This is a genomic window from Enterobacter sp. 198, assembly GCF_009025585.1.
In the GTDB taxonomy this organism is placed as follows: Bacteria; Pseudomonadota; Gammaproteobacteria; order Enterobacterales; family Enterobacteriaceae; genus Enterobacter; species Enterobacter ludwigii.
Genome location: NZ_WCIM01000023.1, coordinates 1 through 22,810, shown reverse-complemented (window position 1 = coordinate 22,810; position 22,810 = coordinate 1). Strand labels below are relative to the sequence as shown.

Annotated in this window: 22 protein-coding genes and 1 riboswitch; of the genes, 11 read left to right on the top strand and 11 right to left on the bottom strand. The window is 57.9% G+C overall.

Going from position 1 to position 22,810, the window contains the following annotated elements:
- The first annotated feature begins 81 nt into the window (after nucleotides 1–81).
- The 3 genes from F8561_RS14695 to bioD all read left to right on the top strand — a co-directional run bounded on the left by F8561_RS14695 (nucleotide 82) and on the right by bioD (nucleotide 3,155).
- On the top strand, nucleotides 82–1,014 hold the full coding sequence (locus F8561_RS14695; protein ID WP_020884287.1) for a LysR family transcriptional regulator: 933 nt from the start codon (nucleotides 82–84) through the stop codon (nucleotides 1,012–1,014).
- A gap of 94 nt (nucleotides 1,015–1,108) precedes the next feature.
- Nucleotides 1,109–2,329, top strand: a complete 1,221-nt coding sequence (gene mlc, locus F8561_RS14690; RefSeq protein ID WP_020884286.1) for a sugar metabolism global transcriptional regulator Mlc — start codon at nucleotides 1,109–1,111, stop codon at nucleotides 2,327–2,329.
- Between the two features lie 130 nt (nucleotides 2,330–2,459).
- Nucleotides 2,460–3,155: a dethiobiotin synthase gene (gene bioD, locus F8561_RS14685; RefSeq protein WP_014169857.1), complete on the top strand. Its 696-nt coding sequence runs from the start codon at nucleotides 2,460–2,462 to the stop codon at nucleotides 3,153–3,155.
- Here bioD and clcB read toward each other — a convergent pair.
- From clcB to F8561_RS14645, 8 genes are all read right to left on the bottom strand, one after another.
- Nucleotides 3,090–4,400, bottom strand: coding sequence for a voltage-gated ClC-type chloride channel ClcB (gene clcB / locus F8561_RS14680; protein ID WP_151887636.1), 1,311 nt, complete (start codon nucleotides 4,398–4,400; stop codon nucleotides 3,090–3,092). The genes bioD and clcB overlap by 66 nt on opposite strands.
- A 168-nt stretch (nucleotides 4,401–4,568) precedes the next feature.
- Nucleotides 4,569–5,717 (bottom strand): osmoprotectant ABC transporter ATP-binding protein OsmV, encoded by a 1,149-nt coding sequence (osmV, locus tag F8561_RS14675; protein WP_014169859.1) that lies wholly within the window; start codon nucleotides 5,715–5,717, stop codon nucleotides 4,569–4,571.
- Nucleotides 5,717–6,364, bottom strand: a complete 648-nt coding sequence (gene osmW, locus F8561_RS14670; protein ID WP_014169860.1) for an osmoprotectant ABC transporter permease OsmW — start codon at nucleotides 6,362–6,364, stop codon at nucleotides 5,717–5,719. The genes osmV and osmW overlap by 1 nt, the downstream gene beginning before the upstream one ends.
- Before the next feature lie 8 nt (nucleotides 6,365–6,372).
- Nucleotides 6,373–7,272, bottom strand: a complete 900-nt coding sequence (gene osmX, locus F8561_RS14665) for an osmoprotectant ABC transporter substrate-binding protein OsmX (RefSeq protein WP_014169861.1) — start codon at nucleotides 7,270–7,272, stop codon at nucleotides 6,373–6,375.
- A gap of 18 nt (nucleotides 7,273–7,290) precedes the next feature.
- Nucleotides 7,291–8,001: an osmoprotectant ABC transporter permease OsmY gene (osmY, locus tag F8561_RS14660; protein ID WP_151887635.1), complete on the bottom strand. Its 711-nt coding sequence runs from the start codon at nucleotides 7,999–8,001 to the stop codon at nucleotides 7,291–7,293.
- A gap of 273 nt (nucleotides 8,002–8,274) precedes the next feature.
- Nucleotides 8,275–9,018, bottom strand: a complete 744-nt coding sequence (locus tag F8561_RS14655; protein WP_047357364.1) for a YoaK family protein — start codon at nucleotides 9,016–9,018, stop codon at nucleotides 8,275–8,277.
- Nucleotides 9,019–9,173: 155 nt separating this feature from the next.
- Entirely contained in the window at nucleotides 9,174–9,797 is a 624-nt protein-coding gene (locus tag F8561_RS14650; RefSeq protein ID WP_047357365.1) for a glutathione S-transferase family protein, read from the bottom strand.
- Nucleotides 9,798–9,903: 106 nt separating this feature from the next.
- A complete protein-coding gene (locus tag F8561_RS14645) occupies nucleotides 9,904–10,197 on the bottom strand; it encodes a DUF1330 domain-containing protein (RefSeq protein WP_196480812.1) in 294 nt (97 codons plus the stop codon).
- 68 nt (nucleotides 10,198–10,265) lie between these two features.
- Between F8561_RS14645 and F8561_RS14640 the strand changes: the two genes are divergently transcribed.
- From F8561_RS14640 to atzF, 8 genes are all read left to right on the top strand, one after another.
- Entirely contained in the window at nucleotides 10,266–10,718 is a 453-nt protein-coding gene (locus tag F8561_RS14640) for a MarR family winged helix-turn-helix transcriptional regulator (protein ID WP_040017354.1), read from the top strand.
- 216 nt (nucleotides 10,719–10,934) lie between these two features.
- Nucleotides 10,935–11,033, top strand: a riboswitch (guanidine-I (ykkC/yxkD leader).
- Between the two features lie 57 nt (nucleotides 11,034–11,090).
- A complete protein-coding gene (locus F8561_RS14635; RefSeq protein WP_151887634.1) occupies nucleotides 11,091–12,149 on the top strand; it encodes a putative urea ABC transporter substrate-binding protein in 1,059 nt (352 codons plus the stop codon).
- 17 nt (nucleotides 12,150–12,166) lie between these two features.
- Nucleotides 12,167–12,982: an ABC transporter permease gene (locus F8561_RS14630; RefSeq protein ID WP_014169869.1), complete on the top strand. Its 816-nt coding sequence runs from the start codon at nucleotides 12,167–12,169 to the stop codon at nucleotides 12,980–12,982.
- Nucleotides 12,979–13,755, top strand: coding sequence for an ABC transporter ATP-binding protein (locus F8561_RS14625; protein ID WP_063156042.1), 777 nt, complete (start codon nucleotides 12,979–12,981; stop codon nucleotides 13,753–13,755). The genes F8561_RS14630 and F8561_RS14625 overlap by 4 nt, the downstream gene beginning before the upstream one ends.
- 13 nt (nucleotides 13,756–13,768) lie before the next feature.
- Nucleotides 13,769–14,476, top strand: a complete 708-nt coding sequence (locus tag F8561_RS14620; protein WP_151887692.1) for an urea amidolyase associated protein UAAP1 — start codon at nucleotides 13,769–13,771, stop codon at nucleotides 14,474–14,476.
- An 11-nt stretch (nucleotides 14,477–14,487) separates the two neighbouring features.
- The gene (locus F8561_RS14615; RefSeq protein WP_025204312.1) at nucleotides 14,488–15,120 is read left to right on the top strand and encodes an urea amidolyase associated protein UAAP2; all 633 of its coding nucleotides are present in this window, start codon (nucleotides 14,488–14,490) and stop codon (nucleotides 15,118–15,120) included.
- A 151-nt stretch (nucleotides 15,121–15,271) separates the two neighbouring features.
- Nucleotides 15,272–18,874 carry an urea carboxylase gene (gene uca / locus F8561_RS14610; RefSeq protein WP_151887633.1) on the top strand — a complete coding sequence of 1,201 codons (3,603 nt, stop codon included), beginning with the start codon at nucleotides 15,272–15,274 and terminating at the stop codon, nucleotides 18,872–18,874.
- Nucleotides 18,871–20,670: an allophanate hydrolase gene (gene atzF, locus F8561_RS14605; protein WP_151887632.1), complete on the top strand. Its 1,800-nt coding sequence runs from the start codon at nucleotides 18,871–18,873 to the stop codon at nucleotides 20,668–20,670. Before uca ends, atzF begins: the two co-directional genes overlap by 4 nt.
- A gap of 18 nt (nucleotides 20,671–20,688) precedes the next feature.
- Here the strand turns inward: atzF and dmsD are convergent, their stop codons facing one another.
- The 3 genes from dmsD to F8561_RS14590 form a co-directional block, all read right to left on the bottom strand.
- Nucleotides 20,689–21,303 carry a Tat proofreading chaperone DmsD gene (gene dmsD / locus F8561_RS14600; protein ID WP_151887631.1) on the bottom strand — a complete coding sequence of 205 codons (615 nt, stop codon included), beginning with the start codon at nucleotides 21,301–21,303 and terminating at the stop codon, nucleotides 20,689–20,691.
- Nucleotides 21,304–21,345: 42 nt separating this feature from the next.
- Complete coding sequence (locus tag F8561_RS14595; RefSeq protein WP_047744572.1) at nucleotides 21,346–22,200, bottom strand: dimethyl sulfoxide reductase anchor subunit family protein; 855 nt, start codon at nucleotides 22,198–22,200, stop codon at nucleotides 21,346–21,348.
- A gap of 1 nt (nucleotide 22,201) precedes the next feature.
- Nucleotides 22,202–22,810, bottom strand: a 609-nt coding sequence (locus tag F8561_RS14590; protein ID WP_113657089.1) for a DMSO/selenate family reductase complex B subunit, incomplete at its 5' end; no start/stop codon positions are given.

Below are 22,810 nucleotides of genomic sequence, written 5' to 3'. Positions count from 1 at the left end.
GGGTATGACCACACGATCAGAGTAGGAAAATGTAAATATTCTGTCTAATATATTAATAATCTCAAATGATACTTTAAAAATATGAATATCGAACTGCGTCATCTGCGCTACTTTGTCGCCGTCGCTGAAGAGCTTCATTTTGGCCGCGCGGCGGCAAGACTGAATATCTCACAACCCCCGCTAAGCCAGCAGATCCAGATCCTTGAGCAACAGGTCGGGGCGCGCCTTCTGGCACGGACCAACCGCAGCGTGAGCCTGACGGCGGCCGGGAAGCAATTTCTGGCCGACAGCCGACAAATTCTCAGTATGGTGGATGAGGCGGCAGCCCGGGCAGAGCGGCTTTATCTCGGGGAAACCGGAGAGTTGCGGATTGGGTTTACCTCGTCTGCACCGTTTATCAGCGCTGTTTCGCAGACCCTGTCGTCGTTTCGCCGGCATTTTCCGGATGTGCATATTCAGACGCGCGAAATTAATACCCGCGAGCAAATCGCTCCGCTGAATGAAGGTTCTCTTGATTTAGGTCTGATGCGTAACACCCAACTCCCGGATACGCTGGCGTGGCAGGTTATTCTGCGCGAACCGTTGATGGCAATGATCCCGCACGATCATCCGCTCGCCTCGCGTTCGGCGGTCACGCTGGCAGAGCTGGCAAAAGAGCCGTTTGTTTTTTTCGACCCGCAGGTAGGTACCGGTCTGTACGACGATATTCTGGGCCTGTTACGACGCTACGATCTTGCCCCGATCATTACGCAGGAAGTCGGGGAAGCAATGACCATTATTGGACTGGTCGCGGCGGGGCTGGGTGTCTCTATTCTTCCGGCCTCGTTTAAACGGGTACAATTGCGTGAAATGCGCTGGGTTGCTATCGCCGAAGACGATGCTGTTTCGGAAATGTGGCTGGTATGGTCGAAACATCATGAGCAGAGCCATGCAGCGCAGCGGTTTAAAGCACAGCTGTTAAGCGCCTCTGCAGGACAATATTTAGAGGGAAAAGTGGGTAAAAATGTGCAGTAAATCACATGGCTAAGTAAATATTTGACGACGGCCATTGAAGTGCTTCACCATAGCCCACAGTTTATTTCGATGCTCGAAAATAAGGGAGTACGAGGTGGTTGCTGATAGTCAGCCAGGGCACATTGATCAGATTAAGCAGACCAACGCTGGCGCGGTTTATCGCCTGATTGATCAGCTTGGCCCGGTTTCGCGTATCGATCTTTCGCGCCTGGCACAACTGGCACCTGCCAGTATTACCAAGATTGTTCGTGAAATGCTGGAAGCCCACCTGGTCCAGGAGACGGAAATTCAGGAGCCGGGCAGCCGCGGCCGTCCGGCGGTCGGCCTGGTGGTGGAGACTGAGGCGTGGCACTACCTGTCACTGCGCATTAGCCGGGGAGAGATCTTCCTTGCCCTGCGCGATCTAAGCAGCAAGCTGGTGGTAGAAGACCGGCTGGAGCTGCCGCTCAAGGCTGAACAATCGCTCCTCGATGCCATTGTCACCCATATCGATCACTTCTTTATTCGCCATCAGCAACGCCTTGAACGCTTAACGGCCATTGCGATCACCATGCCGGGTATTATTGATACCGAAAATGGAATCGTGCACCGCATGCCGTTCTACGACGATGTTAAAGAGATGCCGCTGGGCGAGGTGCTGAAAAATCACACCGGCGTGCCGGTCTATATTCAGCATGACATCAGCGCCTGGACGATGGCGGAGGCGCTGTTTGGCGCATCCCGCGGCGCAAGGGACGTGATTCAGGTGGTGATTGACCATAACGTCGGGGCGGGCGTCATCACCGACGGACGCCTTCTGCATGCCGGAAGCAGTAGCCTGGTCGAAATTGGCCACACGCAGGTCGATCCCTACGGCAAGCGCTGTTACTGCGGCAACCATGGCTGTCTGGAAACCATCGCCAGCGTGGAAAGCGTGCTGGAGCTGGCGCAGGTCAGGCTCAGCCAGTCCATGAGCTCTTCGCTGCACGGACAACCGTTGACCGTCGATTCACTCTGCGCCGCAGCGCGTCAGGGGGATCTGCTGGCAAAGGATATTATTACCGGAGTGGGGAATAACGTTGGCCGCATTCTGGCCATTATGGTGAATCTCTTCAACCCGCAAAAAATCCTGATTGGCTCACCGCTGAGTCAGGCGGCGGAAATTCTCTTCCCGGCTATCTCGGCCTGTATTCATCAACAGGCGCTCCCGGCCTACAGCAAAAATATTGCCGTGGAAAGCACCCAGTTTTCCAATCAGGGCACCATGGCTGGTGCAGCCCTGGTCAAGGACGCCATGTATAACGGCTCGCTGCTGATCCGCCTGTTACAGGGTTAACTCTTTTCCGCAGATGTACGAAAAATTGCGCTATCTCAAGCTGGGTAGCGCACGCATCCCGTAGACTTCCCCCACTGAATTATTTCTCTGGTTTATATTTTCGAAGCATACCCAAGAGGTGGAATGAGTCATGCTTAAGCGTTTCTTTGTTACGGGTACAGATACCTCTGTCGGCAAGACCGTTGTATCCCGCGCGTTGCTACAGGCTCTGGCAGCAAGCGGTAAACGCGTTGCAGGGTACAAACCGGTCGCAAAAGGCAGTAAAGAGACGCCCGAAGGATTGCGGAATAAAGACGCCCTGGTGTTACAAAGCGTCTCGTCACTGGAACTGCCATATCACGCGATCAATCCCATTGCCTTAAGCGAAGATGAAAGCAGCGTGGCGCACAGCGGTCTGATTAATTACACCCTGTTGTCCGACGGTCTGGCGAACCTGAGCGAGATGGCCGACCATGTCGTGGTGGAAGGTACCGGCGGATGGCGCAGCCTGATGAACGATCTGCGCCCGCTTTCTGAGTGGGTGGTGCAGGAGCAACTGCCGGTGATCATGGTGGTCGGTATTCAGGAAGGGTGCATCAACCATGCGCTTCTGACGGCGCAGGCGATTGCCAATGACGGATTGCCGTTGATTGGCTGGGTCGCAAACCGTATCAACCCGGGCCTGGCGCACTACGCGGAAATCATCGACGTGCTCAGCAAAAAACTGCCGGGACCGTTGGTGGGTGAGCTGCCTTATCTGCCACGTGCCGAACAGCGTGAATTAGCGCAGTACATCGATCTCTCTTCCCTCGGTCGCATGTTGTCCGTAGATCGAGTCGTGGCGTAACGTCCGCGAGAAGACGGACGCGATCACGCAGGCAATCAGCAAACCGGGCAGCAAAAAATACTGCCCGGTCATTTCACAGACCATCAACGCAGACATAATGGGCGCATGGGTCGTCGCGGCGAGTAACGTCGCCATGCCTGCCAGCCCCAGCAAAATCACCGTTTCAGATCCCGGAAACCACAGCCCGAAGAGTTGTGCAAACAGCATTCCTGTGGCCAAGCCGACAAACAACGTCGGTGTGAAAACCCCGCCCGGCGCGCCAGAACCACTGCTTGCCAGTACCGCCAGTAATTTACAGATAAATACACCTGCTATCACGGACAGCAGCGGTGGGGCGAACAGAAAAGCCTGAACCACGCTGTAGCCATTCCCCCACACGTCAGGCGTCAGGAGCGACAGCAGCCCGACGATCGCTCCGCCGAGCGCCAGTTGCCAGGGCGGCGAAAGCCTGAGACGCAGAAATAACGAATGGCTGAACGCCATTAGCCACATCAGCAGCGGTCCGCACAGGCCCGCCAGCAGGCCTGTCGCGACAAGCAGGCCATAATCTGCCGCACTGAGTAGGCCACTCAGATGGACGTCATAGAGCGTACCGGCACCGGGCGCTAAGAGTCGCGTGGTAAGCAGGGCTACCACCGCCGCAATCACCACCGGCCCGAGCGAGGCCAGCATCAGCGTGCCAAACAGAATTTCGGCAATAAACAGGCTGCCGGCCAGGGGCGCGTGATAGGCGCTGGCCATCCCGGCCGCGGCTCCGCAGGCAATCCATAATTTCCATTCGGATTTCGGCGTAAAGCGTTGGGCGAAAAAGGAGGCGGCCAGTGCCGCAAGCAGGATCATGGCACCTTCGCGGCCGATGGCGCTCCCGCTGGAGACAACCAGCAGTGACGCAAGGGATTTTACGAGGCTCGAGCCATAATCAAACTGGCCGTCACCCGTCTCCAGCGCTTCCATATAATCTGTCGACGCATGAGGACGTTGCGCCGTAAGCCGCTGCCATCCCCACAACAATAACCCCGCCGCCAGCCCTCCTAGCGCGGGCGTTAGCGCGCGACGCCACGGGGATAACGCCGCCGCGGCATTCACCAGACTGCCGCTGTTGTTACTGAGAAACAGCCACTCCAGCAGATACATGCTGTGGCGGAACACCGCGACGGCCAGCGCGGCCAGTATGCCGGTAAGGGTGGCAATCAGCAGTCTGCGAAACATCGCGCGGATGTCGGGATAAGCGTGAAGACGTTGCATGGGCCGCAATTAAACGTGGGAGATACAATATTGTGAGGGGAAATCGCGGGGTTAGCAAAAGGTATGCGTGCGATGAACCGTGTCGGCCTGAGCAAATGCGCTGTGGGGGAGCGTGTCGCCGGGCAGGTCAGCGCCATACGTCTGGCCCGCCCGGCGGAGTGTTTTCGCTTAACTCTCGCTGTGAATATTCAGCGCCCGGCGCGTACGGCCGGAGCTGAGATACTCGGCAATATAATCCTGTGAGATCTCGCCGTTATAGCGACCCTCTTCGTCGACAATCGGCATCCAGCTGGTGTTGCTCTCATACAGCCGGGAGAGCACCACGCGCAGGTTATCCTCCGCTTTGCCGGTCATACGGAACGGATGCAGGATATCGGCACAGGTGCCGCTGGCATTACGCGCTTCCCGACGCTTCACAAAGCCCAGCGGTTTACCCCGATCGTCCACGACGGTAATGGCGCGAATATCGTTGTCATCCATGATCGCAAAGGCGTCAGAAAGCAGGGTAGAGCCCCGCACGGTGAGGGTCGGTTGCTGGTCGGTGACATCGCCTGCCGATACCAGCAGCAGACGCTTGAGCGTACGGTCCTGGCCGACAAACGAGCCGACGAACTCGTTCGCCGGTTTTGCCAGCAGTTCGTCCGGGCTGGCGCACTGGACAATACGCCCCTGGCGGAAGACGGCGATACGATCCCCAAGCTTCAGGGCCTCGTCGATGTCATGGCTGACCAGCATCACGGTCTTTTTCAGTTTGCGCTGCATCTCCAGGAACTGGTTCTGGATCACCTCGCGGTTTATCGGGTCCACCGCACCGAACGGTTCATCCATCAGCAGTACCGGAGGATCCGCCGCCAGGGCGCGGATCACGCCGATACGCTGCTGCTGACCGCCGGACATTTCACGCGGATAGCGGTTGAGAAATTTATGCGGGTCCATGGCCACCATATCCATCAGCTCTTCAGCGCGGGTTTTGCACCGGGCTTTATCCCAGCCCAGCATGCGCGGCACCACGGTGATGTTTTCCTCAATGGTCATGTTCGGGAACAGACCAATCTGCTGAATAACGTAGCCAATATTGCGGCGCAGGGTCACGGTATCCATCCCGCTGGTGTCTTCGCCGTTAATCAGGATCGTGCCGCTGCTTGGCGCGATCAGACGGTTAATCATCTTCAGGGTGGTGGTTTTCCCACAGCCTGACGGGCCGAGCAGGACGCACATTTCCCCTTCAGGCACGTTGAGGTTGACGTTGTCGACGGCCTTAACGCTCTGGCCGTGTTTCTGTGAAAATTGTTTGGTGAGGTTTTCCAGTTTTATCATTATCGTATCCCCTTTGGAGTCAGAACGACCTGCAGACGATGCAGCAGCCAGTCGAGCACAATCGCTAAAAGACAGATCATCAGCGCACCCGCAATTAACATACGAATATCGCTGCCGCCGATGCCGTTAAGCAGCAGCAGGCCAAGGCCGCCAGCGCCAATCACTGCGGCAATGGCCATCACGCCGATGTTCATCACGACGGCGGTGCGGATACCGCCAAAAATCACCGGCAGTGCCATCGGGATTTCAACCCAGCGCAAACGCTGCCAGAAGGTCATCCCGATACCGCGTCCGGCTTCACGCAGGCCCGGCGGCAGGCTGTCCAGCGCGGTATGGGTGTTACGCACAATTGGCAGCAACGAGTAGAGAAACACCGCCGTGATAGCGGGCAGGGCGCCAATGCCCTGACCGATCAACGAAAAGAGCGGGATCATCAGGCCAAACAGCGCAATGGACGGTATCGTCAGCACGATGGTGGCAATCCCCAGCACCGGCGTCGCCAGCCATTTGTGGCGGACAATCAAAATCCCCAGAGGGACGCCGATGAGTATGGCTAGCCCAACCGCCAGCGCCACCAGCCACAGGTGTTGCAGCGTCAGGGTTAGCAGATAGTCCCAGTTATCCAGAATGTAGTGAATCGTCTCCATAGCGCCTCCTACAGCAACTGTTTGCTACGCAGGAAATCACGGGCGACCTGCTGCGGTGACTGATGGTCGATATCCACCTTCTTATTCAGTTCGGTGATAACGTCGTTATTGAGCTGGGCGGAGAGAGTATTCAGCGCCTCTTTCAGACCCGGATTGGCGTCAAGGGTGTCTTTACGCACCACGGGAGTGACCGCATAGCTCGGGAAGAAGCCTTTATCATCTTCCAGCACCTTCAGGTCGAAGCCTTTTACCCGCCCGTCGGTGGTATAGATAAGCCCGGCATCGACGAAACCGTCCCGCACCGCGTTATAGACCAGGCCCGGGTCCATCTGGCGGATCTGCGGGCGATCCAGTTCCATGTTGTATGCCGCCTGCAGCGGTTTCATCCCGTCGCTGCGCCCGGCAAATTCGAGGTCCAGACCCAGCAGCCAGTTTTTATCCGGATCGGTTTTACGGATCTGCTCAATCTTTGCGACCATTTCAGACATGGTGTTGATGTGTTCCGCTTCGGCGCGTTTACGCTGCATGGCGAAGGCGTAGGTATTGTTCATATCGGCGGGGTTGAGCCATACCAGACCGTGCTTCGCGTCCAGGCGTTTCACCGTCTCGTAAGACTCCTGTGGCGACATGCGCTTGTTGATGTGGTTAAAAATGATTAACGACGTGCCGGTGTACTCCCAGGTCATATCAATCTGTTTGTTGATCATCGCGTTGCGGGAAATGACCGTAGCAATATTGGTCTGTGGCTGGACCTGAAACCCCTTCTTTTGCAGATACTGGACGGTCATGGCCGAGAGAATGTGCTGCTCGGTAAAGCTCTTGGTCGCCAGGATCAGCGGGGCCGCTATCGCCTGGCTGGTGAACAGTGCCGCGGCACACAGCGCCGTCAGGCTGGATATCAGTCTCATAAAAGCTCCTTGTTATTGTTATCGAGCGAGATGTGGACTCATCACGCGACCCAGCGCAGCCAGCAGGGTGTCGAGGATCAGAGCAAACAGGGCGGTGGCCGCCGCGCCGAGGATCAGCGTCGGGAAGTCGTTGAGGTAGATACCGGGAAAAATCAGTTCGCCGTAGCTGCTGGCACCAATCAGGAAGGCCAGCGGGGCGGTACCCACGTTGATGGCGGTGGCAATGCGGATCCCGGAGAGCATTACCGGCCAGGCGTTGGGAAGTTCGACCTGGCGCAGACGCTGCCATTTCGTCATCCCAATGCCATTAGCCGCTTCCAGTAACGACGCCGGAACCGAGCACAGTCCGGCATAGGTGTTTCGCACTATCGGCAGCAGCGAGGCGAGGAACAGGGCGATAATCGCAGGCGTATCACCGATACCAATCACCACCATTGCCAGCGCCAGAACGGCCAGCGGCGGCAGGGTATTACCGACGTTAAAGATCTGCATCACGTATTCAGCGACACCGCGTGCTGACGGGCGGCTCAACAAAATGCCGCTGGGAATACCCATCAGCAGGGCAAAGAACATGGATGAGAATACCAGGATTAAATGCTGTTGCCCGAGGTAAATCAGGTCAACCTGACGCGCCTTAATTGTATCCAGCCCAATTCCCCAGGTGAGGAGGGCAACGACCACAATAATGGTGCCGACAAAAAGCAGCGAACGTTTGAGTAATGGGTGCATTGCGATGTGTCTCCCTGTGCGCATGCGTTATAGCAACCACGGGTTGCCTGTTGTTATGCCATGTTTCGGCAGGGGTAGTTGACCTATAGCAAGCGTTTGGGATGGGTTCCAGCGAAGGGGGAAAATCAGTAACCCTATGAAATTAGTGACAACCTTAGGTTAAGCCTTATGGAGCAAGGGCTGGCTGTGGGGCAGACAGAATTGTCCTAAAGCGTAATTTAAAATGTGACAGTGTCACATGGCGTGAGCGTCTCCTCACGCCTGCGACCCTCATTATCGGCTGAAGGCGGCGCGCACTCGGCGAACGCGCACTGAGGTGCTGATGATGGAAAAGGCGGCGACAACGACGAGCATTACCCCAAGCGCCAGCATGGCGTTAAACCCAATCCACCTGAACAGGAGCAGCCCGGCGATACCGCCGGTAATAAACGAGAAAATGGTGGTTAAGTGGGTTTTAAGCTGACTTTTTTGCGCTGCCGTATCTTTGGAATAATCCCGGCGGAGCATCGCCACCAGGACCGAGGCCAGGGATATTCCCGCGTCCGTCAGCGTGCCGGTAATATGGGTTGATCTTACCCGGCCGCCAGAAAGCTGGGTCGATGTTGAATTATGAATCCCCATCAGACCACAAAGAAAGATAATAATTTCACGGTTAGTCGTGAGGGCATGGAAATACATCTCGTAACAGGAAACGCCGGTCAGTAATAATCCCTCGACCAACAGTATCTGGCAAAAAACCAGCCTGATATTATGGATAATCCCCCATAACACGATGATACGGGCCATGATTGCGCCGGCAACAAAAGACAGAATAATGGTGCCAAAGAACAAAATATCATTCAGATCGGTAGAGGAAACTTCGCTGGATAATTGGGAGGTATTGCCGGTCATATGGGAGGGAAAAAAGCCAAATGCCCCGAGGGCGATGGCGTTGAGCAAGCCTGCAGAGGTCGCCAGCCAGAGTGCGAGCAGGCGATCCTCCTGATGCGTTCGTTCTTTTTTGAGTTTAATCAGCAAGAATACCTCCGGGTTGAGCTTTGCCTGACTATTCAGGCTAGCAAAGCGGTGCAAGGGGCTGTCCAGGATATTGCTTAATTATTATTCCTGATAACGGCATTCAGGGTTTTGTAATTAAATAAAATATCCTTGCTGAATGTGTGTGGGCTGAAAACTTACACCATACCGTTATTCCCGTGACGTAAAAATGCCGGTCGCTGATTAAGTCGTTCGAACCAGGCGTTAATTGCCGGCACATCAGGCTTATCAAATGGCGTCATTTTCCAGCGGTTCACCGAAAGACCAAGTACCACGTCTGCAAGGGTAAACACCTCGCCCGCCGTATAGGCTGCAGTGCGTTGCAACTGCTCCTCCAGAATAGCGATGCAGTAGTTCCACGCTTTAATTCCGGCGGCAATACGCTCCGGGTCGTTATAGTCCGGGTTATTGCGTCCCAGTGCCGGAAAGACATACCGCCAGGCATTGTTGAATTCGCTTGCCTGCCAGTCCATCCAGCGTTCGACGTTGGCGCAGGCCTGCGGTTCCGTTGGCAGGAGATCCTCACGGCCGGCTTTACGTGCCAGATAACGGCAGATTGCGTTAGATTCCCAGAGGACGAACTCGTCATCGAGCAGCACGGGAACCATGGCGTTGGGATTCAGAGCGCGGAAGGCAGCGGTTTGCGTGGAGGCAAAACCGCTGCCGTAGTCTTCCTGGTGATACTCGATACCCGCTTCTTCGCAGGTCCAGAGCACTTTACGTACGTTGATCGAGGTTGTCTTGCCCAGGATGCTTAACATGATGCCGGTGTCCTTTTAGAGATGCAGTGTTTAAAAACTCTACACCGGTTCTGGCGAACGGGTGGAGAAATCTGGAAACGATACCGCAGGCAAGGAAACGAAACGCTTAGTCAGTGGTGACAACGAACATTTTTGCCTGCTGTGCCAGCTGGCGTTCAGCTTTAATCGGGGCATATTTTTCCGAATGGTAAAACGCCAGCGCCTGCTGCAGTGAAGGGAACTCAAAAATGCCAGCAAAGGGTAGCGGTTCTTCATCGCCTTCAAGGACTTCAACAACAGGACCAAAATGCAGAATTTTGCCGCCGGCCTCTTCAAGTGCCAGTCTGAAGCGAGGGGCAAGATTGGCCTGCCGTGCAGGGTCGATAACACGTAAATTGATATGGATAAATGCGGGCATCATGATACCTTGAATAGCATTAATAGTGTATATACACTATTTTATCTCACCGTATCTGTCGAGCGTAAATTATGAACACTGTTGATCTGGCGTTACTAAAAACCATCCCCGAAACCTGTCCGGCGTATCAGGCACGTGCAACCGCACGGGCTATTACGCGTTATTACAACGCCTGCTTCAGACCTTATGAATTGACGGCAGAACAGTTCAGCCTGCTGGTGGGGATCGGCGGTGGCGTAAATGAAACGGTGGCAGGGCTTGCATCAAAGGCCGGGGTGGATGCAACCACACTGAGCCGAAACATACGGATTATGGAGTCCCGTGGGGTTATTGAATCAACGGGGGGGCGCGGGCGCCGTGGAAAACAACTTAGCCTGACCTCGCAGGGGTGGGCGCTTCTGACATCCGTGATCCCCGTATGGCAGTCCGCGAGAGAGGAATTGTCACGTAAAATGGGAAGCGAGCAGCTCAGCCTGACGACGACGATGATGAAAGACCTGGCAAAAACCAGCACATCATTTTGAGCCTTTCCTGCTGTCGCAGACACGTTCTGTGGGCAACGCCGTCAGCACCACGCGTCATCCCAAAGAGCACCAGCACGGTGCACTCAACTCGCCTTGTCTCACCAAAACGGTGAAACAGAATGCACAGGCAGACTTAACAGATTAATAATTAACATAAAAAATTCTGGCATATCCCTTGCAACGCTTAACACTGAAGGGCAGCACACCACAATTTGAAAAATAGCTGGCTAGGGTTCCGGTTCACTGCGGTGAATGGCTGGTCCAAGAGCTGGCGACCTCTGAGAGGTTACACGGCGGGACAAAAGCCCGGGAGACAGCAGCACCTGAAGGTGTCGCGCTGCCCCCTAATTTTGTGCCACTCAGAGGTCAAGCATGAAGAAAACGCCATTATTCCGCACCCTGGTACTCTCCCTGGCGATGCTGGTCAGTCTCCCCACCTTTGCTGCGGTGAAGAAAGAGTTCAACGTCTGCTGGACCATCTACGCCGGCTGGATGCCCTGGGGCACCCTCAGCAGTAGCAAAATCATCGATAAATGGGCCGATAAATACGGCATCAAAATCAACGTTGTTCAGCTCAACGACTATATCGAATCCATCAACCAGTACACTGCGGGCCAGTTTGACGGCTGCACCATGACCAATATGGATGCGCTGACCATACCGGCCGCGGGCGGCGTTGATACCACGGCGCTGATCCTTGGCAGCTATTCAGAAGGCAACGACGGCGTGGTGATGAAGGGCGAGGGCAAAACGCTCAACGACCTGAAAGGGATGAAAGTCTACCTGCCTGAGCTCTCTGTTTCCCACTATCTGCTGGTGCGCGGCCTGGAAAAAGCCGGCCTGGCCGAAAAAGACGTCACCGTGGTAAACACGTCTGACGCGGACATCGTCTCTGCCTTTGGCACGGCAAATGTGCAGGCGGCGGTAGCCTGGAACCCGCAGCTGTCGGTCATCAAAGGCACACCAAAAACGACTGAAGTGTTCAGCTCCTCTCAGGTACCGGGTGAGCTTATCGACATGATGGTGGTCAACAGCGAAACCCTGAAAGACAACCCGGCGCTTGGCAAAGCATTGACCGGCGCATGGTACGAGATGATGGGGCTGATGAAAGCGCAGGATGCCACCGTGCTCAACGCAATGGCCGCCGCCTCCGGTACCGATCTGGCCGGTTATCAGGCGCAGCTGAAAACAACCCACCTGTTCTATACCCCGCAGGACAATATTGCCTTTTTAACGTCGCCGGAACTGGCGAAAACCATGCAGCGCGTGGCCACGTTTTCGTTCGATAAAGGGCTGCTGGGCGATGGGGCGCAAAGCGCGGATTTCATCGGCATGCGCTTCCCGGGCAATGTCATCCAGGGCGATGCCAGCAACGTGAAGCTGCGCTTTGACGACAGCTTCGTGAAAATGGCCGCTGCCGGCACGCTGTGATAACGGACGGAACTTCCATGCGACAAATTAATCGCCATCCCACGCCCGGCATGCGGCTGATGCTCGTGATGCTGCCTTTCGTCCTGCTGCTGGCCGCATACTTTTTCGGTTCCGCGGTCAGGCTGGAGGCTAACCCGCAGGACAAGCTGCTGCCTGGCCTGCAGCAGATGCTGGACGCGCTATCACGCATGGCGTTTACCCCGGATAAACGCAGCGGTGACTATCTGTTCTGGGTGGACACGCTGGTGAGCCTTGCCCGTCTGCTGACGGGGCTGGTCATCGCCTCGATCATCGGCCTCTGTGTTGGCGTCACCGCCGGTGTTTTCCCGCTGTGGCGCGCGTCGCTCTCGCCGCTGATGACGGTGCTGTCGATGATCCCGCCGCTGGCGATCCTGCCGGTGCTATTTATCGTTTTCGGGCTGGATGAACTGTCGAAAGTGATGCTGATTGTCATCGGCATCACGCCGATGCTGGCGCGCGATCTGGAGCATCGCGCGTGCGAAATCCCCCCGGAGATTCTGATCAAAGCCCAGACGCTGGGTGCCAACAGCTGGACGCTGGTGTTGCGCGTGGTACTTCCGCAGCTGCTATCGCGGCTGCTGACCTCGCTGCGTCTGCTGCTGGGGTCGGCATGGTTATTTCTCATTTCGGCAGAGGCCATCTCCTCAACCGCCGGGCTGGGCTATCGCATTTTCCTCGTGCGCCGCTATATGGCGATGGATGTGATCATTCCGTACGTCCTGTGGATCACGCTGCTGGCCTGGCTGATGGATCTGGCCCTGCGCCAGTTACATAAAACCTGGTTTCCCTGGGCGGAAGGAGGGAAGGCATGAGCTTTATCACCATCAACAATATCTGGCAGGAGTACGGCGACCACGTGGTGCTGGAACGCCTCAATCTGCAGGTGAAAGAGGGCGAGTTCTGCTCAATGGTGGGGGCCTCTGGCTGCGGAAAATCCACGTTTTTGCGCCTGCTGCTCGGTCAGGAAGCGCCCAGCCGAGGGTCCATTACGCTCGACGGTAAACCGCTGCGCGCCGAGCCGGACAGCAGCCGGGGCGTGGTGTTTCAGCGCTACTCCGTTTTCCCGCATCTCAGCGTGCTGGATAACGTCACCATAGGTCTGGAACTGCCGCAAGCGACGCTGTTCGGGCGACTGTTTGGGGCAAAGAAACGCGCGGCGCGTGAGCGAGCCACCGGGATGCTGGAAAAAGTCGGTCTCGGGCATGCGATGCACAAATACCCGGCCCAGCTTTCTGGCGGTATGCAGCAACGTTTAGCCATTGCGCAGGCCTTCATCATGCAGCCGCGCGTGTTGCTGCTGGATGAGCCGTTTGGCGCCCTGGACCCGGGTATTCGTAAAGATATGCACGCCTTGTTGCTTCAACTGTGGGGGGAGACCCGCATGACCGTCTTTATGGTCACCCACGATCTTTCGGAAGGCTTTAACCTCGGCACCCGCTTACTGGTGTTCGACAAAGTGCGCCTCGACCCGCAGGCGCCCAACGCCTTTGGCGCCCGTATTACCTACGACATTCCGCTCAACGAGACGCGGCTCTCCGCGCTGAGTGGAACGGCTCCCGATAACGTTTATGCATTAAGGGGTTAACACCGTGAATACCATGACTATGTTACGCGAAGAGATCCTGCCCGGCGGCGGTCACCTCTCGTTTGTGCTTAAGCGCGGGCAGATCCTGCGTATGACCGACATTGAAGGTGGAGCAAACGTCAGCCTGCTGATGCTGAATCCGCACGAGAAAAGTGAACGTCTTAACCTGCCCGACACCCTGAAAGGCCAGCACACCGCGCGTCTGACCGCCGGACACTGCTTTTACTCCGACATGGGACGCGTGCTGGCAGGCATCACCGCAGATACCTGCGGCTGGCATGACCCGTTTGGCGGCGTACTGAACGCCGCCGAGGCGACAGAAAAATATGGCCAGGGGCGCTATCAGGAACTGCGCAACGGGTTTTACCGAAACGGAACGGACAACCTGCTGGTGGAGATGGGGAAGTGGGATCTCAACCTCGAAGATCTGCTGATGGTGGTCAACTTCTTCAGCAAAGTCACCGTCGATGACTGCGGTCAGTTCACCTTCCACGGTGGCTATTCGCAGCCGGGCAGTTACGTGGATCTGTACGCGCCCATGGACACGCTTGTGGTGATGACCGCGCTGCAGCATCCGATGGATCCGTCCCGGGAATATGCCCCACGACCGGTCGCGCTGAGCTGGCGACAAGCTGAGGATGAAGAGGGGGCCGTTAACGCGCTTCTGACGCGCCCGGAAAACGAACGCGCCATGACCAATACCCGGCTTTTCGCCCTGTAAGGAGCAGTAAAATGACCATGATCTCTGAAAAGCATGTGCAAGACGCGGTATTTCGCCACGTGATCCCGGCAGGTGAACCGTACCTGTTCGAGGTGAAACAAGGGCAGACGTTGCGCCTGCTCGACCTGGAAGGTAACCAGGCGGTCGACACGCTGTTCTACAATGCCGATAACCCGCGTGAACGTTACGATGCGCAGCGCACATTGCGCCGTCAGAACAACGCCTATCTCACGCGTGGCAGCGTCCTGTACTCCAGCCTCGGTAACCCCCTGCTGACCATTATCGACGATACCTGCGGGCGTCACGATACCCTCGGCGGGGCCTGCGCCCAGGAGAGCAACACCGTGCGATACGCCCTCGATAAACGCCATATGCACAGCTGTCGCGATAACTTCCTCTGCGCCTGTCTGCACGATGGCCGTCTGCAAAAACGCGACATCACGGCCAACATCAATTTCTTTATGAACGTGCCGGTGACGCCAGAGGGTGGGCTGACGTTTGAAGATGGCATCTCCGCGCCGGGGAAATACGTCGACCTGCGCGCCGAGTGCAACGTCATTGTCTTGATCTCCAACTGTCCACAGCTGAATAACCCCTGCAACGGCTGGAACCCAACGCCTGCTGAGGTGCTGGTATGGAACTGACGCCCACCCGCTGGCAGCGACTGCGCCAGGCGCTGTACCGCCTGTTTGAAGTTCGTGCCGGACGCATTCTGCCGTAACCGCTTTTTCCCCATGGACGACCATGGGTGAGCCGATTTTCGGCGGGACGACCCGCCACGATTGAGTCTGACCTATGTTGACGACACTCCTGATTGCGAACCGCGGGGCGATAGCCTGCCGCATTTTACGCACCCTGCGCACCATGAAAATCCGTGGCGTGGCAGTCTATTCCGAGGCGGATATCAGCAGCCTGCATATTCGCGAGGCCAATGAAGCGCTGAGTCTGGGCGATGGCCCGGCGGCGAATACCTATCTGGATAGCACGAAGATCATCGCCGCCGCGAAAGCCAGCGGCGCACAGGCCATTCATCCGGGGTACGGTTTTCTCTCGGAAAACGCCGCGTTCGCCGAAGCGTGTGACGCCGCGGGGATTGCCTTTGTGGGCCCCACGCCGGAACAGCTGCGTCTGTTTGGGCTAAAGCATACCGCTCGCGCGCTGGCGAAAACGCACGGGGTTCCGATGCTGGAGGGCACCGACCTGCTGGCCGATGTTAACCAGGCCGTCAACGCTGCCGCCGAAGTGGGATATCCGGTGATGCTGAAAAGCACGGCGGGAGGCGGCGGTATCGGTATGCGCGTCTGCTATGACGCAGAAGCGCTGCGTGACGCGTTCGATGCGGTAGTGCGTCTGGGGAAAAATAACTTCAGCGACGCGGGTGTGTTTATCGAAAAGTACATCGAGCGGGCGCGTCATCTGGAAGTACAGCTGTTTGGCGACGGCAAGGGTGAGGTGATTGCCCTCGGCGTGCGCGACTGCTCTGTGCAGCGGCGTAACCAGAAAGTGCTGGAGGAGACGCCCGCGCCAAACCTGCCGGCGGGCATGGCGCAGGCACTGTGCGAGGCGGCGATAACGCTCGGTAAAGCGGTCAACTACCGCAGCGCGGGCACCGTTGAATTCGTCTATGACAGCGACGCCGCCCGCTTTTACTTCCTTGAGGTGAATACCCGTTTGCAGGTGGAGCACGGCGTGACCGAACAGGTGTGGGGCGTGGATCTGGTACGCTGGATGATCGAACTTGCCGCCGGAACGTTGCCGCCATTGACGACACTGCGTGACACCCTGAAACCGAAGGGGCATGCCATTCAGGCCAGGATCTATGCCGAGAATCCGGGCCGTCAGTTCCAGCCTTCACCGGGACTGCTCACCGACGTGGCTTTCCCGCCCGATGACCGCGTTACGCTGCGCATCGACAGCTGGGTTGAGGCCGGATGCGAAGTCCCGCCGTTTTTTGACCCCATGTTAGCCAAAATGATCGCCTGGCAGCCGACACGCGAAGCCGCCATCCGCGTGCTGCATTCCGCGCTGGGGGAGACCCGTCTTTATGGCGTTGAAACCAACCGCAGCTATCTGCAGCAGATCATGACCTTCGCACCGTTTGCCGCAGGTGAGCCCTGGACCCGCTGTCTTGAGCACCTGATGTACCAGGCGTCCACGCTGGAGGTGCTCAGCGCCGGTACGCAGACCACGGTACAGGATTACCCGGGACGCACAGGCTACTGGGCGGTTGGCGTTCCGCCATCCGGGCCAATGGACAGCCTGGCGCTGCGTCTGGGTAACCGTCTGCTGGGCAATAAAGACGATGCCGCCGCGCTTGAGATCACCCTCAGCGGCCCGACGCTGAAATTCAACGGCGATGCGCAGCTGGTGGTGACGGGCGCTGAAATTGCGCTCACGCTGGACGGTGAACCGCTGGCCAATAATCACGTTTTTCGCGTCCGTGCGGGCATGACGCTGCGTATGGGAGAGATCCGCGGTGCGGGCGTGCGCAGCTATCTTTGCCTGCGCGGCGGGTTTAACGTGCCGGAATATCTGGGCAGTAAAAGCACCTTCACGCTGGGGCAGTTCGGGGGGCACGCCGGACGGGCGCTCCGCACAGGTGACATTTTGCACCTGGCGCCGTTAACCGAGCCGGTTGCGGACGCGCCGCTACCGCAGGCGCTGCACACGAGGCTGGACGCGGTGCGCGAACTGCGGGTGATTTACGGCCCGCACGGTGCGCCGGAGTATTTCACGCCGGATTACATTGCGACGTTTTTCGCCACCGAATGGGAAGTGCATTTCAACTCCAGCCGGACGGGGGTACGCCTGATTGGCCCGAAACCGGAATGGGTTCGCGACAGCGGCGGCGAGGCGGGCCTGCATCCGTCGAACATTCATGACAATCCGTATGCCATCGGCGCGGTGGATTTTACCGGCGATATGCCGGTGATCCTCGGCCCGGATGGCCCAAGCCTGGGCGGGTTTGTCTGTCCGGTCACCATCATCGAGGCCGATCTGCACGCGGTAGGACAACTGAAGGCGGGAGATTACGTTCGCTTTGTGCCGGTGGATATTGCCACCGCGCGACGGCTGGCGCAGGCGCAGGAGCGCCAAATCGCCAGCCTGACCCCGCAACCTGTCACGTGGCAACCTGCCGGGCTGGACTCACCGATTGTGCTGACGCAGGGGACGGCCGATAAACGTCTGGTGGCGAGAGTGTCGGGTGATACCCATCTGCTGCTAGAGATTGGCGAGCCTGAGCTGGATCTGGTGCTGCGTTTTCGCGGCCACGCGCTGATGCAGGCGCTGGAGGACCGGGCGCTGAAAGGCGTTATCGATCTCACGCCGGGGATCCGCTCCCTGCAAATTCATTATCAGCCGGAAACGCTGCGCCTGGATAGCCTGCTGGAGGTGATCGCCGGGCTGTGGCAGGGCGTTTGTGACCAGGACTCGCTGGACGTGCCGTCGCGCATCGTCTGGCTGCCGCTCTCCTGGGACGATCCGGCATGTCAGAAAGCCATCGACAAATACATGACCACCGTGCGCCGCGATGCGCCGTGGTGCCCGAGTAACCTGGAGTTTATCCGTCGCATAAACGATCTGGCTAACATTGATGAAGTGTATAAAACGGTGTTCGACGCCCGTTATCTGGTGATGGGGCTGGGGGATGTCTACCTCGGCGCGCCGGTGGCCACGCCGCTCGACCCGCGACACCGTCTGGTGACCACCAAATACAATCCGGCGCGCACCTGGACGGCGGAGAACTCGGTGGGCATTGGCGGGGCATACCTCTGCATCTACGGTATGGAAGGGCCGGGCGGGTATCAGTTTGTGGGGCGAACCCTGCAGATGTGGAATCGCTATCGCACGGTAGAGGATTTCGGCGGCAAGCCCTGGCTGCTGCGTTTCTTCGATCAAATTCGCTTTTATCCGGTCTCAGCCGGGGAGTTGCAAACCATCCGCCGGGATTTCCCGCTGGGGCGTTATCCGCTGCGTATTGAACACACCACGCTGAAACTGGCGGAGTATCAGCAGTTTCTGGCTGACGAAGCACCTGAGATTGAGGCATTCCGTGCGCATCAGCAGGCGGCGTTTAACGCCGAGCGTGAGCGCTGGATAGCGGGTGGGCAGGCGCATTTTGACAGCAGCGACGAAACGACGGATGACGGTGACGACGTGCCGTTACGGTCGGGAGAATCCGGTGTTGAAAGCCCGGTTGCCGGCAACCTGTGGCAGGTGAACGTTGAGGTCGGCAACACCGTGCGCGAAGGCGATGTGCTGGTGGTGCTGGAGTCGATGAAAATGGAAATCCCGTTAGTTGCCACTCAGGACGGCGTGGTCAGTCAGGTCCGTGTCCAGCCGGGGTCGTCGGTGCGGGCGGGCCAGTGCGTGGTCGTTCTGGAGAAAACAGCATGAAACCTCTTTATGATTTACGTCTCTCTGTGCTGGCAGAGGCATACCGTGAAGGCCAGATCGCCCCGCGTGAGGTGATAACGGCATTACGCGAGCGCGCGCTGGCGCTGAACCCGTCATTTAACGCTTTTATTTATCTGCTCACCCCTGAAGAGCTGGAGCCGTACCTTGCCGCGCTGGAGGGCGTAGCGCCGGACACGCTGCCGCTGTTCGGCGTGCCCTTTGCCATCAAAGACAATATCGATCTGGCGGGTATCGACACCACCGCCGCCTGTCCGGCATTTGCGTATCGGGCAGAGCAGGATGCAACGATAGTTTCGCAGTTGATTGCGCTGGGGGCGATTCCTCTGGGGAAAACTAACCTCGATCAGTTCGCAACCGGCTTAAACGGTACGCGCTCGCCGTATGGCCCATGTCGTAACAGCGTTCATCCGGATTACCCGTCCGGTGGCTCCAGCGCGGGGTCGTCGCTGGCGGTCGCCCTGGGGCTGGCGAGCTTCGCGCTGGGAACGGACACGGCCGGTAGCGGGCGCGTACCGGCCTCGCTGAATAATCTGGTCGGCCTCAAGGCAACCAAAGGTCTCATCTCCACGGCAGGGGTTGTGCCTGCCTGCCGCACGCTGGACTGCGTCACGTTTTTCACCGCGACGGCAGCAGAGGCCAGCCAGCTGCTGGCACTCACGGCGCGACAGGATCCGCGTGACGAATACAGCCGGTCCAACCCGACGTGGAACGGCCCGCAGGCTTTTGGTGTCCCTGCTGCGGGCTTTCGCTTTGGCGTGCCGGAGACGCTGGAGTTTCTCGGCTGTGCAGAAAGCGAGGCGCTGTATCACCGCGCAAAGACGAGGCTTATCGCGCTGGGGGGCGTGCCCGTGACTCTCGACTTTGCACCGTTTCTGGCGGCCGCGAAACTGCTCTATGACGGCCCGTGGGTCGCCGAGCGTTATCACCTCGCGGGTGCGCTGATTGAACGCCAGCCCGACGCGGTGTTGCCGGTTATCCGTGATGTCCTGCAAAACGCGCCTGCAGCCACTGCGGTGGCGGCGTTTGACGCGCAGTACAAACTCCAGCGGTATAAAGCCGAGTGCGATGCCATGATGGCCGACCTGGAGTGCGTATTAATCCCGACGTATCCCCGCCCGGTGAGTCTGGCTGAGCTGGCCGATGAACCGGTTAAAAGCAACTCGGCGCTGGGCATCTATACCAACTTTATGAACCTGCTCGACTATGCCGCCGTAGCGGTCCCGGTCGGTGAAATGAACAATGGGCTGCCATCCGGCGTCACGCTGTTTGGCCGCGCGTTTACCGATCAGTATCTGCTCAGTCTGGCTGATGCGTTACAACGTCACACAAAATTAGCGTTACCGGGCAACCGCGCCATGCTGGACGACGCGCCGACCTGCACCGCAACCCATGACCGCCTGCGGATAGTGGTCTGCGGTGCGCATATGGACGGTCTGGCGCTCAATGTTCAGTTACGTGAGCGCGGAGCACGCCTTGTAGACGCGACCACCAGCGCACCTTATTACCGTCTGTATGCGCTGGCGGACGGTAAACGTCCCGGAATGGTTCGGGTGGCAGACCAGGGGGCCGGGATTGCGGTCGAAGTCTGGGAACTACCGCACAGCGAAGTGGGGTCGTTTCTCGCCGGGATCCCCGCACCTCTGGGGCTGGGAAAAATCGAGCTGCAGGATGGACGGTGGTTGACCGGGTTTATCTGCGAGGCGTATGGCCTGGCGGGGGCACGGGATATCACGGAATTTGGTGGCTGGAGAGCCTGGCTTGCCCGGAAACAGTGAGCAAGCCAGGTGCTGGCGTTAGCGGTACAGCGTTTTTTCCGCGACCGGAATAATTAACGTCTCCTGCCAGTCCGCGAGCGTCAGCTGTGCGAGTTTGCCCAGTGCGGTGTAGAACGGGTGCCCGGCGTTTTCAACAAACACGGACAGGAAGCGGGTACTCCACGGCAGCAGGTGCCACGCCAGAAGCTGGTCGCGTTCAGCGTCGCGGCCATTTTCTGCCAGCCACGCGGCCAGTAACAGCAGGGTACCGATGTGATCTTCCGGTTCGTTCTGCTTCATCTCGAAGGCAATGTTGTTTTCACGCATCCACTGGCGCAGCGCGAGGGTGGAGTCGCCGAAGAGCACGGATTCCCGATCCAGCCAGACGGAACCCCATGGCGGTGACGGCAGTGCGTAAGGGCCAATAAACAGACGTTGCCAGGCATCTTTTAACGCTTCATCGGATGGCGTTTTGAACGCATCTGCAACGGGCTGCAGCGTTTCCGGCGCCAGCGGCCAGTCCTGAATCCAGTCGCCTGCGGTGAGCGCCTGCACCAGCGGCGCAGTCTCCTCGCTATCCGGAGCAAAATAAAACAGCGCGCCCAGTACCCGGGCGCTGAACGCGAACGAATCACGCTGTGAGACTTCTTTCATGACTACCTTCCTTGCTCGCGCGGAGTAGCCCGCGCGACTGTGTTAACCCGCAATCGCCATACCTGCGGTCATGTGCAGACCATAGAAAAGACCACGGCCAATCAGTTCACCCACGACGACCAGTATCACGCCTGCAAAAAGAGCGAGGGCTTTAGGCTCCTGCCGACGCATCAGCGGGCACAACCAGCAGCCGAGTCCGGCGGCAAGCAGTACGATACGCCAGATTTGCAGTGCGCCATAGTCAGGCAGCAGGGCACTCGCCTGTTGAACGGAACTGTGGATTGTCGCCAGGTCATTGCTCTGCAGCACGATGACCGCCACACAGGCCAGGAGTGCCAGTACGCTGACTGAGGCCGCGAATGTGCTTTTATATGTCGTGTTTGCCACGCGCAGCAACAGGGCTGCAAACAGCGGCCCTCCCAATACCAGCGTCAGGAAAAAGGCCAGCGTGGTGTAACCCGTGTACCAGGTCGGTACGGTATCAATTTGATAAACCCGGGTCATCGCCCAGACAAAGACAACGCCCAGGATCTGGCTAACGACCAGCCAGATTTTACCCAGTGCCGGGGGCATTTTACCGATAACGGATACCAGCCACCAGAAACCGCCAACGGCAAAGAAAACGGATCCCGCGGCAATTTCGTTACTGAGCGCCGAAGCACCCACGCGGTTGAGCGAGTTAAAGGCCCGGAGCGGGGAGCCAAGGTGCAGCACGGACGCCAAAAATCCGATGCCCATTACCAGCCACAGAAAGAACATACTGCGGACAAGGCGTGTTTTCACCGCGTCGTCTTTTTCAGTAAGCCAGACGAGCCCCATAACGATCAATGCCCCGGCGACGCACTGTCCGAAGACGGTGAAGATCACCAGCGGCCATTCATGCCATCCACTTCCCATCTCACACCTCTTTCGGGTTTGCCAGGTAGCCGGTGGTGTCCCCTGTCGGGCGGCTGTTGGCGTTAGGTTTAATCACGATGCTCGGCTTCGTGAAGTGCGCGGACGGCAGCGGCGCGACGGCCGCCAGCTGACCATGTTTTTTACGCAGCTCGTCGATAGGACCGAAGTCCAGCGCACGCAGCGGACAGGACTCCACGCAGATCGGCTTTTTGCCGTCTGCCACACGAGTGTGGCAGCCGTCGCACTTGGTCATATGCCCTTTGGCGGCGTTGTACTGCGGGGCACCGTACGGACAGGCCATGTGGCAGTAGCGACAGCCGATGCAGACATCTTCATCCACCACCACAAACCCGTCGTCACGCTTGTGCATCGCCCCGCTCGGGCAGACCTTGGTGCAGGCCGGGTCTTCGCAGTGGTTGCAGGCAATCGACAGGTAGTAGGCAAACACGTTCTGATGCCAGACACCGTTGTCTTCCTGCCAGTCACCGCCTGCGTATTCGTAAATACGGCGGAAGCTGACGTCCGGGGTTAAATCTTTGTAATCCTTGCAGGCGAGCTCGCAGGTTTTGCACCCGGTGCAGCGGCTGGAATCAATAAAAAATCCATACTG